13 protein-coding genes and 1 other annotated feature (1 of these 14 cut by a window edge) are annotated in these 14,960 nt (G+C 34.1%); of the genes, 11 read left to right on the top strand and 2 right to left on the bottom strand.

All coding sequences use genetic code 11. The features are described from left to right. Window positions 1-34: 34 nt before the first annotated feature. A complete protein-coding gene (locus BR52_RS10115; RefSeq protein WP_034572256.1) occupies window positions 35-1,516 on the bottom strand; it encodes an AcpB/EbpR/MafR family transcriptional regulator in 1,482 nt (493 codons plus the stop codon). A gap of 439 nt (window positions 1,517-1,955) precedes the next feature. Between BR52_RS10115 and BR52_RS10110 the strand changes: the two genes are divergently transcribed. From BR52_RS10110 to BR52_RS10085, 6 genes are all read left to right on the top strand, one after another. Next, window positions 1,956-2,879, top strand: a complete 924-nt coding sequence (locus BR52_RS10110; protein ID WP_034572253.1) for a helix-turn-helix domain-containing protein — start codon at window positions 1,956-1,958, stop codon at window positions 2,877-2,879. Between the two features lie 232 nt (window positions 2,880-3,111). Next, window positions 3,112-3,861, top strand: coding sequence for a hypothetical protein (locus BR52_RS10105; protein WP_051915703.1), 750 nt, complete (start codon window positions 3,112-3,114; stop codon window positions 3,859-3,861). A 131-nt stretch (window positions 3,862-3,992) separates the two neighbouring features. Beyond that, on the top strand, window positions 3,993-4,403 hold the full coding sequence (locus tag BR52_RS10100; RefSeq protein WP_034572250.1) for a VOC family protein: 411 nt from the start codon (window positions 3,993-3,995) through the stop codon (window positions 4,401-4,403). Between the two features lie 435 nt (window positions 4,404-4,838). Next, window positions 4,839-7,136: a glycosyl hydrolase family 18 protein gene (locus tag BR52_RS10095; RefSeq protein ID WP_034572248.1), complete on the top strand. Its 2,298-nt coding sequence runs from the start codon at window positions 4,839-4,841 to the stop codon at window positions 7,134-7,136. 94 nt (window positions 7,137-7,230) lie between these two features. Further along, window positions 7,231-7,623, top strand: coding sequence for a hypothetical protein (locus BR52_RS10090; RefSeq protein ID WP_034572246.1), 393 nt, complete (start codon window positions 7,231-7,233; stop codon window positions 7,621-7,623). 171 nt (window positions 7,624-7,794) lie between these two features. Further along, window positions 7,795-8,082, top strand: coding sequence for a hypothetical protein (locus BR52_RS10085; protein WP_051915702.1), 288 nt, complete (start codon window positions 7,795-7,797; stop codon window positions 8,080-8,082). 96 nt (window positions 8,083-8,178) lie between these two features. Here BR52_RS10085 and BR52_RS10080 read toward each other — a convergent pair whose 3' ends face one another. Further along, window positions 8,179-9,078: a helix-turn-helix transcriptional regulator gene (locus tag BR52_RS10080; RefSeq protein WP_034572244.1), complete on the bottom strand. Its 900-nt coding sequence runs from the start codon at window positions 9,076-9,078 to the stop codon at window positions 8,179-8,181. Between the two features lie 374 nt (window positions 9,079-9,452). Here BR52_RS10080 and radA point away from each other — a divergent pair, with 374 nt between their 5' ends. The 5 genes from radA to gltX all read left to right on the top strand — a co-directional run bounded on the left by radA (window position 9,453) and on the right by gltX (window position 14,759). Continuing rightward, window positions 9,453-10,829 (top strand): DNA repair protein RadA, encoded by a 1,377-nt coding sequence (radA, locus tag BR52_RS10075; RefSeq protein WP_034572242.1) that lies wholly within the window; start codon window positions 9,453-9,455, stop codon window positions 10,827-10,829. A 59-nt stretch (window positions 10,830-10,888) separates the two neighbouring features. Further along, entirely contained in the window at window positions 10,889-11,998 is a 1,110-nt protein-coding gene (locus BR52_RS10070) for a PIN/TRAM domain-containing protein (RefSeq protein ID WP_034572240.1), read from the top strand. Window positions 11,999-12,009: 11 nt separating this feature from the next. Further along, window positions 12,010-12,726 carry a 2-C-methyl-D-erythritol 4-phosphate cytidylyltransferase gene (gene ispD, locus BR52_RS10065; RefSeq protein ID WP_034572238.1) on the top strand — a complete coding sequence of 239 codons (717 nt, stop codon included), beginning with the start codon at window positions 12,010-12,012 and terminating at the stop codon, window positions 12,724-12,726. Continuing rightward, window positions 12,723-13,202 carry a 2-C-methyl-D-erythritol 2,4-cyclodiphosphate synthase gene (ispF, locus tag BR52_RS10060; RefSeq protein WP_034572236.1) on the top strand — a complete coding sequence of 160 codons (480 nt, stop codon included), beginning with the start codon at window positions 12,723-12,725 and terminating at the stop codon, window positions 13,200-13,202. The genes ispD and ispF overlap by 4 nt, the downstream gene beginning before the upstream one ends. Window positions 13,203-13,286: 84 nt before the next feature. Then, a complete protein-coding gene (gene gltX / locus BR52_RS10055) occupies window positions 13,287-14,759 on the top strand; it encodes a glutamate--tRNA ligase (protein ID WP_034572233.1) in 1,473 nt (490 codons plus the stop codon). 24 nt (window positions 14,760-14,783) lie between these two features. Then, window positions 14,784-14,960: a binding site (T-box leader), on the top strand (it continues 38 nt past the right edge of the window).

Here is a 14,960-nt window from a genome sequence, read left to right as displayed (position 1 = left end):
AAAAAACATCCCATATGTTTAATGGGATGTTTTTTTATTTATTATTTTTTACATAATGCAATTCAGAAAGAAGCTTAGTTACTAATTTTAAATCTTTTTTAGTAGGAATCGGATTCCAATGAAAAACAGGTATATCTTTACTAAAAATTTTAGGTATTGAAACATCGGTTATAATCAAATCAATATCTTCGATGTGTTCATTAAATACAATCGGAAAAGGATTTAAATCTTTCATTTGCTCTTGTAAAGAGTCTCGTTCGATGACATTTAAACCAGAAGCAAGGTAAATCGAAACGGGTTTTTCTTTTCTTTTTAGCAAATCAAGGACTAAAATTAAATACTGTGGGATCAATTGATTGTTGCGTTTAAAAATAAGTGAAAAATAAGGTTCATCTCTTTCTAATTTTAAACAGAATTGTTTAATTTTCACATAGTTATCTGGAGAACGCTTAAAAATGTTAGAACCATTGTCTAAAATACCATAAACATTACTAGGTCCAATTAAATATAGTGCGCGGCTGTGTAGAGAGAGTAAATTTGTATAAAGGTAGAAATACTCGTTCGGAGTTAACGAGATTTCAAAAAATGTACAGAATCGTTTAATCCATATTTGACTAGCAGTAACAGGTACAAATTCATGATTTGTATCAATATCAACAACTGAATAAAAATCATGATGAGAAAAAGAGCTGGTGGTCGCTAATGAAAAATACAAAAACTGCAGTTCGTATTTCGTCAATAATTCAGCAGGCAAACTTAAAGTTTCAGCTAAAGTCAGTGCAAATTCTCGGAATTGGTCGTAGGAAAGATTGTGGTTTTGAAATTGTTGATAGTCTTCTTCATAATCAATGACATAACCCTGTTTAATTCGAATTAGAGAAACTGCAATCCAGACAATCATTTTATTAACATCAGGAATGGGAAGATTTTTAAAATTCTTTGTAATATCATGAAGAGTTACTTGTAATCTATGCAAATCAATATCCGGGAAGGGCCATTGTGTAGAGCTATACGATTCCCAAAAAAAAGTATAGTAGAAGTAGCGAATTTGATGTTCTTTACCAACAATCATTTGATTTTTTGCAAGATCCAAAGTTAAATCATATTGCTTCACTAAACGTTTTAAGCTGTCCAAATAACGTTTAGTGGTTGAAACACTTTGATAGTGCTTGGCAGAAAATTGAGAGATGTTCGTAAAATCTTGGTTGAAAATATCTAAACAAGCCTTAAAATTGATGGACTGTTCTAAATAATTTACATAGAGTATTTGAGGATCAAAGGAATCAACAAGCGTAAAAATAATGTTACGCTCGTTTTGAAAATCTAAATGAATATCCTTTTCTAAACAAAATTGAAGAATATCTTGTTGAAAAGCTTGTAACAATCTAAGAGTTGTTCGCTTATCTAGACTAAATTTTTTAGATACTGATGAAATGGTTTGAATTTCGTCAGATTCCTTTAAAAGATAAAATAATTTTAATTTATTTAAGGCATCTTTATTTAGTAACCGTATCAAAATGTAACCTCCTAGAAAATGAAAGATGAGTAAGAGCTTAACTAGTTCAATTTATGTCGTAATATACACAAATTGAATAAAAAAACGCGATTATTCAATTTTTTTGTTTTTTTAATTCAATTTTATGCAAAAAAACATCTTTTTTTTTATTAAATTCCAATGAATGTAAACGGTTTATGCGAGTGTATATAATATTAATTAAGGTATAAACTGATAATTGCTATAAGAAAAAGCATAAAATGAATCTTCCTAATTAATCTGTCATCGGATATAATGAGAATACAGCTATAAAAAAGCTGTAGGATTGTTGATACGACAGGTGACTCTAATCGGTTTTTTCAATAAATAGTAGCTTCATTTTAACAGAAAATAATTAAAACCTAAATAGAAAACCAGTGAAAGTTGTCTAGATAAAAAAATATAGAAGAGGATTGGTAGAATGAAGTCACTAATAGAACAAAAAGACAGCAGAAAACTTGCTTTACTAGACTATTTGGCAGTAACTCAAAAGACATCAGTAGACGCTTGTAGTGCCTATTTAAATATAAGTGAAAAAGTTTTACTATTAGAACTGATGCAACTTCAAAATTTTATAGAAACCTGGGCAGACCAACTAAACATTACAATTGAAAATGATACAATTTCATTTAGTAAAAATCCAACTTTTGAAATGGAAAACGTCTATGTTGCTCTTAGAAAAAATTCTACTTTCTATTTATTACTTAACGAATCATTTCAATCAAAAGAAGCAACATTAAATGATTTTGCAGAAGCATATTACTGTAGCTATAATTATGTTTACCGTGCGAAAGAAAGAGTAGCACAATACATTGCGGAGTATAATTTTCAATTTGATTCAAAAACATTAGCGCTAAAAGGCAATAAACAAGCACTTCGGTTTTTCTTTTACAATTTCTACTGGGAGGTTCTAAAAGGAAAAGATTGGCCTTTTGGAAAAGAACTTAGAATCGAATTAGAAGATAAGCTAAAAGGGATGGAAGCAGACATTACGTTAACACCAATTGAAAAAGAAAAATTCCTTTATTGGATGGCTATCTGTTACCTACAAGTTAAAAAACAACAAACAGTGGATCAAAATTCTTTGTACCAAATAGTTGCGGAACAAGACCCACAATTTGTAAAAGTAAAAGAGCAATTAGCTTCTCTTTACGAAACAACTGAAATTGATGATGAGGTCAAAACAGAAGAAGTCTACTTTTTATATTTTGGGTTACTACTGGTTCAAGAAAAAAACATCTTAAGCACGATTAGTTCAGCGGATAAAAAAATCTTGGCCGAAACGAAACCGTTAATTCAAATGAAAATGAAATTAGCAAAAGAAAATAATTTAAAATTTAAATAAAACAGCAATTTACGGTTGCTGTTTTTTTCTAGTTGAAAGATAGATTGAAAAAAGAAAAAAGTATCTGACCGCTTGGTGTAGCAAGGGTTTCTATTGTTTCATTAAATTTAGTTCATTTAAATTACAAGTAAAGATACATTTTTACTGAAAATAAGATATAATGAGAATTAGTGAATAACTCTAGTTTTAATTTAAAAGAGATGATTACAATAACACAATAAGGGGAAAGCAAATGACAGAGAAAAACAATAATCAAGAAGAGCAAAACGAGTTAAAAAATAGCGAGGAAATGGCAAGTGAAGAGACTACTGAAAAAGCAGAGCAAGTACTTATTGAAAAAGAAGAAGTTGTTGAAGCAAGTGAATTAGAAGAGGAGTTTGAAGATGATCTAGAAGATTTTTCAGATGAAGAACTTGAAGAAGAACCTAAAAGTAAATTAGCTAAATACATGGGGCCAATTTTATATAGTCTATTGGGAATTATGATTGTCGCAGCACTAATCTTTACTTATTACGTGTTCCCATTCTTTAGCAAGGTTTCAGGTGAATGGACGGGTTCCAGTGCTTCAGGAACTTTTAAAATTGTGAACAAAGGCAAAGATTCAGAATTTCGTTTTGTTGATATGAATGGAACCAAAGGCTTAGATTTAATTTTTGAAAGCAACTTAAGTCGTAAAGGTGTTAATCAGTATGATGTAACGAACACCAAAGTGAAATTATCATTGTCTAAAAAAGATATTTCTAAAGAAAATATTGAAGCGATGAAAAAAGAAACAAAATTAGTAAAAGTTGAGAAAGAAACAGCTAAGGAAGTTATTTTAAGCTATACAAAAGAAGGAATCAAATCAAGCTTTGGTGATACTAAACTAAACGATCTCTTTCATTACCAACTATCTGATATTAACTGGATGTTAAAAGGTGAAACACTTGTGTTGAAAAATCAAGTATTTGCAAATCCTTCATTAGATTTCCAACGTAAATAATCTTTCAAATAATCTTAACCATACGTGCGTCTTGGTTAAGATTATTTTTTTTTGAAGATATCATTATCCTTTTATTTAAACTCTGTGCTATACTCAATTTAATTAAAATAAATAGAAAGAAGGAACCAATCATGCCTTTAAATATCTATTTAAATTTCAAAAATCAAGCAAGAGATGCAATCGAATTATATGAGAAAGTATTTTCAGTAAAATGTCAGGATATTATGACCTATGGAGAAGTTGAAATGGAAGGGGCACCTCCCATGGATGAAGCAACTAAAAAGCTCATCATGAATGCCAGTATTGAAATGGAAGGTACGAAAGTCATGTTCGCTGATGTTCCTGATTTTATGGAGTATAAGCCGGGCGATAATATTACCTTAGTCATTGATACATCCGATGAAACTCAGTTAACTACTCAATTTAATCAATTAGCTGAAGGTGGGAAAATAACGATGCCCTTGACAGAAACATTTTGGTCTAAGAAGTATGGTCAAGTAATCGATAAGTTTGGCATTGGATGGCAATTTAATCTATCATAAAGTAAAAAGAGCCGATTTTTTGGATATTATTTCCAAGAAATCGACTCTTTTTAAACTATCATTTATTTTGAAAAATATATTGGTGTTTTGTTATTTTTATTCAAATAAATATTACTTTAGTGTAATAAAGTAATTCGTATGTGTAAAAATATATAATACTGTGTAAGCTCTCTGTGTAAGTGTGAAGTGAGGGAATACACGGTATTTCATTTGGCACGATAATTGCTTTGTACATAATTGGGATGGCAAAATATGTAAAGGAGGGGTGACGTATTATTCTGTAATTTAATCAGCTTTAATAAAAAAGAAGATTAAACTGTGTTCTCAATAATATTCAAAGATATGGAGTTAAGAAAACTTTAAATGATAGCGTTTTCTTAAAAAGCTACAATTCTATTAGACTCTAATAGAAAACTAACTAAAAGAGGTGTCAAAATGAAGAAAATGAATCGAAAAGTTTTTGGAACATTTGCTACTATTTTGTTAACATGTGGATTAGCTGCTTCAACAGTTGTAACGGTAGCGATTGCTTCACCAGAAAAAGTGCAGGCAGCAGAAACAGCTCCTTACCGCAACGTGATGTATTATGGTGATTGGTCAATCTGGGGTGGAGAAGGAAACTTTTATCCAAAGGATATTCCAGCAGATCAATTAACACATTTGAATTTTGCTTTTATGGATTTTGATAGCAATGGGAATTTTAAATTTACAGATAAAGATGCAGCAGTCGGTGCACCAGTTGGACAAGAAGGCGTTCAATGGGGTGGAGCAAATGCGGGCGTATTAAATGCCCTCCAAGATTTACGTGCAAGCAATCCAAATATGAAAATTGGGATTTCAATTGGCGGTTGGTCAAAATCAGCAAACTTTTCAACAGTTGCTGCAAACCCAACAGCAAGAGCGAATTTTGTTGCCAATGCTATGAAATTTGTTAAATATACAAACATGGATTTTGTCGATATTGATTGGGAATATCCAACTTCTGTTCGACAACCAGACACTGTAGATAATAAAAATGATACAGGAACTCCAAATGCAACACCAGCAGACAAAGACAACTATATTACACTATTAAAAGATTTGCGTGCAGGCTTAGAAAAGCAAGGAACTGAAATTGGCAAAAAATATGAACTAACTGTTGCTTTACCTGCATCTCAAGGAACACTAGCAGCAGGAATTGACGTGGCCAACTTATTTAAAGTCGTTGATTTTGCAAATGTTATGACCTATGACATGAATGGCGCTTGGAGCAATCAAAGTGCGCACCATACAGCTTTATATGGCAATCCAAAAGACCCTCAATACAACAGTGGGCTGTCTGTCGATCAAACGGTTAAGTATCTTGAAGACAAAGGTGCATCCCCAGATAAAATTGTTATTGGCTCCGCTTTCTATACAAGGGGCTGGAATAAGGTAGCGCAAGGAAATGACCCATTACAACCAGGACTTTTCCAAGCTGCAGAAAAAAACAATAAAGATGCTGATTTATCTTTGACCTATGGTGCTAAAAATGAAAAACCTTTAACTTCTGGTGATGGTGGACGAGCTGGTGGTGTTTGGGCGTACCGTAGCATCGATGCGTTGAAAAAAGCGACGACAGGTTTGACTGAATATTGGGATGACGTGGCGAAAGCACCTTATTTATACAGTAAAGATACGGGTGAATTTTTCAGTTATGACAATACACGCTCAATTGGCTATAAATCGCAATATGTAAAGGATAAAAAGCTAGGTGGAATCATTTCGTGGATGCAGTCACAAGATAAACCAACGACTTCAACAAAACGCGATGAATTGACAAAAGCGATTAAAACAGGCCTATTAGGAAACACTGCAATTCCGAGTAATCCAATCGTTTATACAAATTTAAATGTTCAAGCAACCATCACGCCTTATAACGAAAATGGAGCAGGATACGAAATTACAATCAAAAACAATGAAGTTGCAAATGAAAGCAATGAAGTTCTAAAATTAACAGAACTTGCTTTTGAAACGGTTAAAACTCCAAAATTCTATTTAACAACAAGCGCAAATGAAACACTAACGGCGGGTGATTATACTGCTGGAACAGTAACAACAGCAAATGGCATGACTGCAATTGACCTTTCATCTGTTTATGACGGTCAAACGATTCCACAAGGAGCCTCATATAAATTCCGTTTGAAGTCAAGTGCAGCTACAGTTGATGTTAAAAATATTCAAAAAATTAGTTTAACTCAACGAATGGCAAAAAATGGCGTTGAGCTAGGTAAGCAAGATATTTATACAGGTAATGGCGAAGTAACACCACCCGATCCAAGTGATACTGTAGCACCAAGCATTCCAACTAATTTAGTAGCAAGCAATGTAACGGGTTCGACAGCAACTGTTACATGGTCTGCTTCAACAGATAATATAAAGGTTGCAGGTTACAAAGTACTTCGTGATGGAGTGGAAGTTAGCAATGTTACAAACGGTGTGAGCTTTACAGATACTAATTTAAAAGCATCAACCACTTACAATTATACAGTTAAAGCTTATGACGCAGCTGGAAATAGTTCAGCAGCAAGTGCAGCTTTAGTTGTAAAAACAACGGATACACCACCACCGGCAACCAATGAATGGAGTGCAACGAAAGTCTATGTTGGTGGAGATATCGTCACTTATCAAGGCCACCAATATAAAGCTAAATGGTGGACACAAGGCAATACACCAGGAGCAGAAGTCGGAGGACCTTGGGAACTAATTAAGTAAGAACTTAAATCTATAAAGATGAAAGCCTATCCGAATAAAGATAGTGCCTTTCATCTTTATATTTCTTTTAAGAACAGTAGGGGGATTGATAAAAATGACTGTTAAAAGAATTTCGTTAGAACTGTGGGAGCAGTGTAAAGTAGTTGTGCTAGGAATTATTACTCATGAAGGAATACCTGAAATGAAGGGATTGGTTACACCAATCAGCTATGTAGGATTAAAAACATTTTATTTTGATATCACAAACTATCAAATTGAGGCATCATTTTTTGAATTGCCTGTGACAGGAATCATTTGCTATTATAACCAAACAATTTTTAAAAGTGTAACAATTAATGGTCATATCCATTTGTTAACAAAAGAAGAAGTTCAACACATTCAAATCTCTCAAAAAATAAATCCATCAGCTAAATGCCAAATCTTACAATTTACTTCACAAAATGGAACCTTATACAGTGATTATAAAACACATTTGTTTGATATTTAACTAAATAAATTCAAGGAACGGTTAAAAAATCATGTGAAAACCATCACGATACCTTTACAAATCACATAGAAAATGCTATTTTATTTTCAGAAAGAACAAACATGAAAATATAATTGTAAAATTAGTTATTAAGAATGGTTATTTAATTTATCAAGGATGGGGTTGTGTAGGATGGATGCACAGATTAAAAAAGATTTATTAGATTTTATTTGGAGTGAAGGTCTTTTAGCAAAGGGACATTTGGTGAGCTCGCCAGAACATCCTGAAAAAGCATATCGGATTATCATTAAAAAAGATGAATTCATGGATATTATCGCAGAACAAAACGGGGATATGTTAGTAGTCGTTCCTGAAAAATCAATTATGGCTTTTTCTAAAAAGACAGAAAAAACGTGGGAACCTAAATATTATGAAAATTTAAGTATTGAAGATAAATTAACTGCAAGAGTACACTTTTAAAGAAACAATCTCAGCAAGACACAAAAAAGGATAGACACTAAAAACATGGAATGAATTTCCTGTTAGTGTGTATCCTTTTTTAAGTGGTCTATAAACTTAAATATCCTCCTCAAATAACGCTAAAACTTGATTGAATGGTGAGGCAATTAGCTTGCTTTTTATTTTAGTAAGCAATGTTTCGTTGCCATTTAAATAGGCTGTAGCTAACGCCAGTAAGTAATTCTTATTGGCTTGTTTGGAATCATTGATAGCAAAAAAGGTATTGCCCATTTCATAATAAAGCTCGTCTACTCGTTTTGTAAGGTTTTGTTTTTGAATTATTTTTTGAGCGTGTTTATAGAGTTTAAAAGTCTTAGTATATTGTTGATTAGAATTGAAAAATTCAGTTGTATTTAAGTACAGATGAATCAACTGTTGATAAGGAATGGCATCTACTTGATCGAACTTTTGGAGCTGCTTAATTGATTTTTCAAAATAAGTTAAAGCTTTTACACTGTCTTTTTGGAGTTGATAAGCAACGCCAATTGCGTTGGTTGTTAGTACATCAACAAAATCAATCATAGCCGTTGGATTCTCCATTAATAAAACTAAATTGAAATAATAAAGACTGTCTTCTAAACTTTTAAATACATAAAGTTGTGTTAAACCCAAAAAATAATTGTAATATTTTGTTTCCAAAGATGTAAAACTTTTTACTTTTGGATTGTGCTTTTCAATGAACTGATGTGCTTTTAGGTATTGCTGGTTGTCGCAAAACTCTTCCAAAGATTGGAAAAAGACATAATTTGAATGGTCGTTTGAATTTTCGATACAAACCTCATTAATGGGAATACCTAAACGTTTGCAAATATTATTTAAAATAATTAGGTTTGGTAACTTATCGTAATTTTCGATTTTACTGATAGTCACCTGCGTGCAAATCCCTTGAGATAAATCTTTTTGTGTCAACTTTTGCTGTTTACGAATTTTCTTGATTTTTTTCCCCAGAATGATCATGTAAAAGCCCCTCTCAACGGGTTATCTATGTAGAGAGAAAATAATTGGCGGAATAATAATAACGATTATTATTATATTACCATGTTTACAGGCATGATAAAAGCGAACAACAGAAAAAATAATGCTAAAAAGCTAAAAAATTAAAAGAAAACCATTATTTTAACGGACAATAAGAACGATGAAGAAATCGTAAATAGACGGATAAAACACAAAATGAAAGCGACTTTTATTGTTTTATAAAAATTTAAGTTAGTATTTAACAAAATAACGATTTCTTAAAGCTTTTTTCAAGGTTTTTTCATCTAGTTGAAACAATTCTATGTTAAAATGAACTTAGTATGTTTTTCGATTAGATATAAGGAGGATAAAAAGAAGTGGCCAAGAAAAAAAGTACGAAATTTGTGTGTCAAGCTTGTGGCTACGAAACTCCTAAATGGATGGGGCGTTGCCCAAGTTGTGGCGCGTGGAATCAAATGATGGAAGAAATGGAAACCGACAAAAACGATCGCAGAAGCCGTGTTAGCATGTCTGGGAAGGCAGCTAAAGCTGAAGCAATTCAAGATATAACTGTTTCAAAAGAACCAAGAGTCAAAACAAAATTAGGTGAACTTAACCGTGTTCTTGGTGGCGGGGTAGTTCCAGGTTCACTTGTTTTAATTGGTGGCGATCCAGGTATTGGAAAATCAACCCTATTACTTCAAGTGTCTGCTCAATTAAATCAAGTAGGTGGTAGAGTTTTATATGTTTCAGGAGAAGAAAGTGCAAGTCAGATTAAAATGCGAGCAGATCGATTAGAAGTAAAAGGATCAGACTTTTTTATCTACCCAGAAACAGATATGGCAGCCATTCGTCAAACGATAGAAGACATCAAACCTGACTACGTGATTATTGATTCCATTCAAACAATGAGCCAACCAGATGTTCAAAGTGTTGTTGGAAGTGTGAGTCAAGTACGCGAGAGCACGGCAGACTTGATGAAAATTGCCAAAAGCAATAATATTGCTATCTTTATCGTCGGTCATGTGACAAAAGAAGGTGCAATCGCAGGACCCAGAATGTTAGAACATATGGTAGACACAGTCCTTTATTTTGAAGGCGATCGACACCATACATTTCGAATTTTAAGAGCTGTAAAAAATCGTTTTGGTTCGACTAATGAGATTGGAATTTTTGAAATGCGTGATGGTGGATTAATCGAAGTACTAAATCCGTCTGAACTCTTTTTAGAAGAGCGTTTAGCAGGTGCAACGGGATCTGCTATTGTTGCTGCAATGGAAGGGACTCGTCCTATTTTAGTTGAAGTTCAATCGTTGATTACGCCAACCGTTTTCGGAAATGCAAAACGCACGGCTAGCGGGTTAGATCATAACCGAGTATCGTTGATTATGGCTGTTTTAGAAAAACGAGCAGGCATGTTGTTGCAAAATCAAGATGCTTATCTAAAAGCAGCAGGCGGTGTTAAACTAGATGAACCGGCTATCGATTTGGCGATAGCCGTCAGCATTGCTTCAAGTTATCGGGAAAAAGAAACCAAATCCACAGATTGTTTTATTGGAGAAATTGGTTTAACAGGGGAAATTAGACGTGTTAGTCGGATTGATCAAAGAGTTCAAGAAGCAGCTAAACTAGGATTTACACGCATGTTCATTCCCAAAAACAACATTGGTGGTTGGACTTTTCCAAAAGAAATTGAAATTGTTGGTGTGACCACCATTGCAGATACTTTAAGAAAGGCCTTTGGTGAAAATTAAGCATAATAACAAGGGTGCCGTTTTTTGCAAAGGCACCTTTAAATAGAGGAGGAATTTCTTTGACAAAAAAAATCATAACAACGATTCTAGTCATTATTGGGGGAAGTATCGGAGCAAGTTTTCTACCAGATGTCTGGAATCTATTCAATGTAACAAATGTGTTACTTAATAATACTGTCACGAATATTTTGTTTGGAGCCATTATATTTTTACTAATTTCAGTTGTTCTCGTGAAGTATATTGAACGTGGTGTGAAAAAAGCAGAAGCGTATTTAAATCAGCTAAGTGCAAGTTATTTGCTATTTGGTAGTATCGGAACGATTATCGGTTTATTAGTAGCCTTTTTAGTGACGATGCCTTTGATTGGGTTAAAATGGCCAGTTTTAAGCAGTACATTGCCAATTTTAGTTTATGTGATTTTTGCATATCTAGGATACCGAATTGGAACAACAAGACGTGAAGAGTGGCGTAAATTATTTCAATCCAAACCTAAGAAAAATTCAGACGATGAAGGTCAAATGTTAGAACGTAAATATGATGAGAGTTATCGTAAGTATAAAATCTTGGATACTAGCGTCATTATTGACGGACGTATCTATGACATCGCCAAAACAGGATTTATTGAAGGGACACTGCTCATTCCCAATTTTGTGCTACAAGAATTGCAATATATCGCAGATTCTGCTGATAGCTTAAAACGAGTGAGAGGGCGCCGTGGTTTAGATATTTTAAATGCATTGCAAAAAGAGTCAGATATGAACGTTGAAATGTACGATGGAGACTTTGAAGATATTACAGAAGTAGATAGTAAGTTAATCAAATTAGCAAAATTACTAGATGGCGTTGTAGTAACGAATGATTTTAATTTGAATAAAGTTAGCGAGTTTCAGAATGTTCCTGTGCTTAATATCAATGAGTTAGCAAATGCTGTGAAGCCAGTCGTTATTCCAGGAGAAACGATGAATGTGATGGTTGTAAAAGCAGGAACTGAGCGGAACCAAGGTGTAGCTTATTTAGATGATGGGACTATGATTGTTGTTGAAGATGGTCAATTTTATATGAATAAAGCGATTGAAGTGGTTGTAACAAGTGCTCTTCAAACAGCTGCTGGACGAATGATTTTTGCTAAACCTGTTCACGCACAAAGAGGAATCAAAGATAAAGAATAGGAGCGGTCGCAATGGACTATGAGCTAATTTTACTAGCAGCTGGTCAAAGTAGGCGGATGGTGGCTTCTACGAATAAAATTTTACTGTGTATACTTGATCGACCTGTAATCGAGTATAGCTTAGAAACTTTTCTGCAAGATGAGAAATGTCTGCATATCGTATTAGTTGTCGAAAAAAACGAGCAATTGTTATTAGAAAAATTAATCAGTGAAAAATTTGGTTCAACAAAAACGCCAATTACGATTGTAGTTGGCGGAATGGAAAGACAAGATAGCGTGTATAATGGATTGGCAACTTTAAAAAATCAAGAGGGATTTGTTTTAATTCACGACGGAGCAAGACCGTTTATTGAACAAAAGGTTGTTGATGAACTTGTTAATAAAATGACACAAACAAATGCGGCAATTGTTGCGGTACCTGTAAAGGATACGATAAAATGTGTGCACAATCAGGTTGTAGAAAAAACAATTCCAAGAGAATCGCTTTGGCAAGTTCAAACACCACAAGGTTTTTTAATTAAAACAATCAAATCTGCGCATCAAAATGCTAAAATAGAAGGATTCTTTGGAACGGATGATGCTTCTTTAGTGGAACATTACGGAGGGAAAGTGGCTGTAGTGACAGGAGATTATGATAACATCAAATTAACAACCCCAGAAGATATGTTGATTGGTGAAGCAGTACTTTTGAAGCGAAGAACAGAAGATAAGGACGGTAGAAAATCATGATGCGAATCGGACAAGGCTATGATGTTCATCAATTAGTATCTGGAAGAGAGTGTATTATTGGTGGCGTCAAGCTTCCTTATGAATTAGGTCTGCTAGGACATTCAGATGCCGATGTGTTGTTGCACGCCATTATTGATGCGCTATTAGGTGCAGCTGGAAAAGGTGACATCGGTCATTTCTTCCCAGATACAGATGAACAGTATAAAAACTGTGATTCACGATTTTTACTGAGAGAAGTTTGGGATATATTAAGTAAAGAAGGCTATTCATTAGGGAACATAGATGCTACAATTGTAGCGGAACGTCCTAAAATGCAACCTTATCTCGAAACAATGAAAATGCATATTGCCGATGATTGTCAAACAGTAATGACAAGGATTAACATCAAGGCGACTACTTCTGAGAAGATGGGATTTATTGGTCGTAAAGAAGGAATAGCCGCTATGGCTGTTTGTTTATTAGAGAAAAAGGTATAATTAGTTTAAGTCAATAAGGGAGTTGCTTGGCTTTTTAAATGAAGGCAAGTCAACAACCTAAAAATAAGAAAAGAGGAAACAATTATGACTAAGAAAATCCGTGTACGTTACGCACCAAGCCCAACGGGACATTTACACATTGGAAATGCTCGTACAGCATTATTTAATTACTTGTTTGCGCGTCACAATGGTGGAGATTTTATTTTAAGAATCGAGGACACTGACGCCAAAAGAAATATTGCAGATGGGGAATCTAGTCAGTTAGACAATTTAACATGGTTAGGCATGGACTGGGATGAAGGTCCTTCAAATCCAGGCAACTATGGCCCGTACCGTCAATCAGAACGTGGTGACATTTATGATCCATTAGTAGAACAGTTACTATTGAGTAATCGCGCCTATAAGTGCTACTGTACAGAAGATGAATTAGAAGCAGAACGTGACGCTCAAAGAGCTCGTAGTGAAATGCCTCATTATGCTGGGAAATGCGCTAATTTAACACCTGCACAACAAGCAGAAAAAGAAGCAGCTGGTTTAAAACCTGTCATTCGTTTCCGTGTACCACAAAATACAACGTATAGTTTTGATGATTTAGTAAAAGGTCCAATTAGCTTTGAATCAGGTAGTGTTGGTGGCGATTTTGTTATTGTTAAACGTGATGGCGTACCGACTTACAATTTTGCTGTAGCAGTTGATGACCATTACATGGAAATTAGCCATGTGTTACGTGGAGATGACCATATTGCAAATACACCCAAACAATTAATGATTTATGAAGCATTCGGTTGGACTCCTCCAACATTTGGTCATATGACCTTGATCATTAACAGCGAAACAGGGAAAAAATTAAGCAAACGTGATGGAAGTATTTTACAATTTATTGAACAATACCGTGATTTAGGCTATGTGCCAGAAGCGATGTTTAACTTTATTACGTTACTTGGTTGGTCACCAGTTGGAGAAGATGAAATCTTTAGTAAAGAAGAATTTATCAAAATGTTTGATCCAGAACGTTTAAGCAAATCTCCAGCAGCTTTCGACGCTAAAAAATTAGAATGGATTAACAATCAATACGTTAAAGCAACTGATTTAGATACATTGACAGACTTGTCATTAATTCATTTAATCAAAGCTGGCTTAGTTGAAGAAAATCCAACTCCTGAAAAAATTGAGTGGGTGCGTCAATTAGTTAGCTTATATCACGAACAAATGAGTTATGGTGCTGAAATTGTTGAACTTTCTAGCCTATTCTTTAGTGACGTCCCTGAGTTAGATGACGTAGCCAAAGACGTATTAGCTGGCGAAACGGTACCAGTTGTTTTGGAAGCCTTCCACAAAGTGTTGGATGAAATTGAAACGTTTGATGTTGCTAGCATTAAAGCTGGTATTAAAACTGTTCAAAAAGAAACTGGGATTAAAGGAAAGAACCTGTTTATGCCAATTCGTGTAGCTGTAACAGGTCAATCACATGGTCCAGAACTTGGTGAAACAATTGAATTATTAGGTCGTGCTAAAGCAAAAGCTCATTTAGAAGCAGCTATTGCAAATTTAGCTTAAACAGACTATAATACTAAATTAATAGTTAAAACAGTGATGAGAAGGAGTAAATTAATGTTGGTTCTAAAGAGAGTCTGAATCGGTGCAAACAGACGTTCCAACCTAATTGAAATGCGTCTCGGAGTTACATTGTCGAATCAAGTAGACAATTGTCGGTTCACATCCGTTAATGTGTCTGAGGTAGGAACTTTTTGAAGTGCC

The organism is Carnobacterium divergens DSM 20623, from assembly GCF_000744255.1.
In the GTDB taxonomy this organism is placed as follows: Bacteria; Bacillota; Bacilli; order Lactobacillales; family Carnobacteriaceae; genus Carnobacterium; species Carnobacterium divergens.
The sequence above is the reverse complement of the archived record's forward strand: the minus strand, read 5'-3'. Positions and strand labels throughout refer to the sequence as shown.

What these genes read in the sequence shown, in the direction of transcription:
- BR52_RS10110 (WP_034572253.1), top strand. Translation starts at nt 1,956, where the DNA reads ATGAAGTCACTAATAGAACAAAAAGACAGCAGAAAACTTGCTTTACTA.
- BR52_RS10105 (WP_051915703.1), top strand. Translation starts at nt 3,112, where the DNA reads ATGACAGAGAAAAACAATAATCAAGAAGAGCAAAACGAGTTAAAAAAT.
- BR52_RS10100 (WP_034572250.1), top strand. Translation starts at nt 3,993, where the DNA reads ATGCCTTTAAATATCTATTTAAATTTCAAAAATCAAGCAAGAGATGCA.
- BR52_RS10095 (WP_034572248.1), top strand. Translation starts at nt 4,839, where the DNA reads ATGAAGAAAATGAATCGAAAAGTTTTTGGAACATTTGCTACTATTTTG.
- BR52_RS10090 (WP_034572246.1), top strand. Translation starts at nt 7,231, where the DNA reads ATGACTGTTAAAAGAATTTCGTTAGAACTGTGGGAGCAGTGTAAAGTA.
- BR52_RS10085 (WP_051915702.1), top strand. Translation starts at nt 7,795, where the DNA reads ATGGATGCACAGATTAAAAAAGATTTATTAGATTTTATTTGGAGTGAA.
- BR52_RS10080 (WP_034572244.1), bottom strand. Translation starts at nt 9,078, where the DNA reads ATGATCATTCTGGGGAAAAAAATCAAGAAAATTCGTAAACAGCAAAAG.
- ispD (WP_034572238.1), top strand. Translation starts at nt 12,010, where the DNA reads ATGGACTATGAGCTAATTTTACTAGCAGCTGGTCAAAGTAGGCGGATG.
- ispF (WP_034572236.1), top strand. Translation starts at nt 12,723, where the DNA reads ATGATGCGAATCGGACAAGGCTATGATGTTCATCAATTAGTATCTGGA.
- gltX (WP_034572233.1), top strand. Translation starts at nt 13,287, where the DNA reads ATGACTAAGAAAATCCGTGTACGTTACGCACCAAGCCCAACGGGACAT.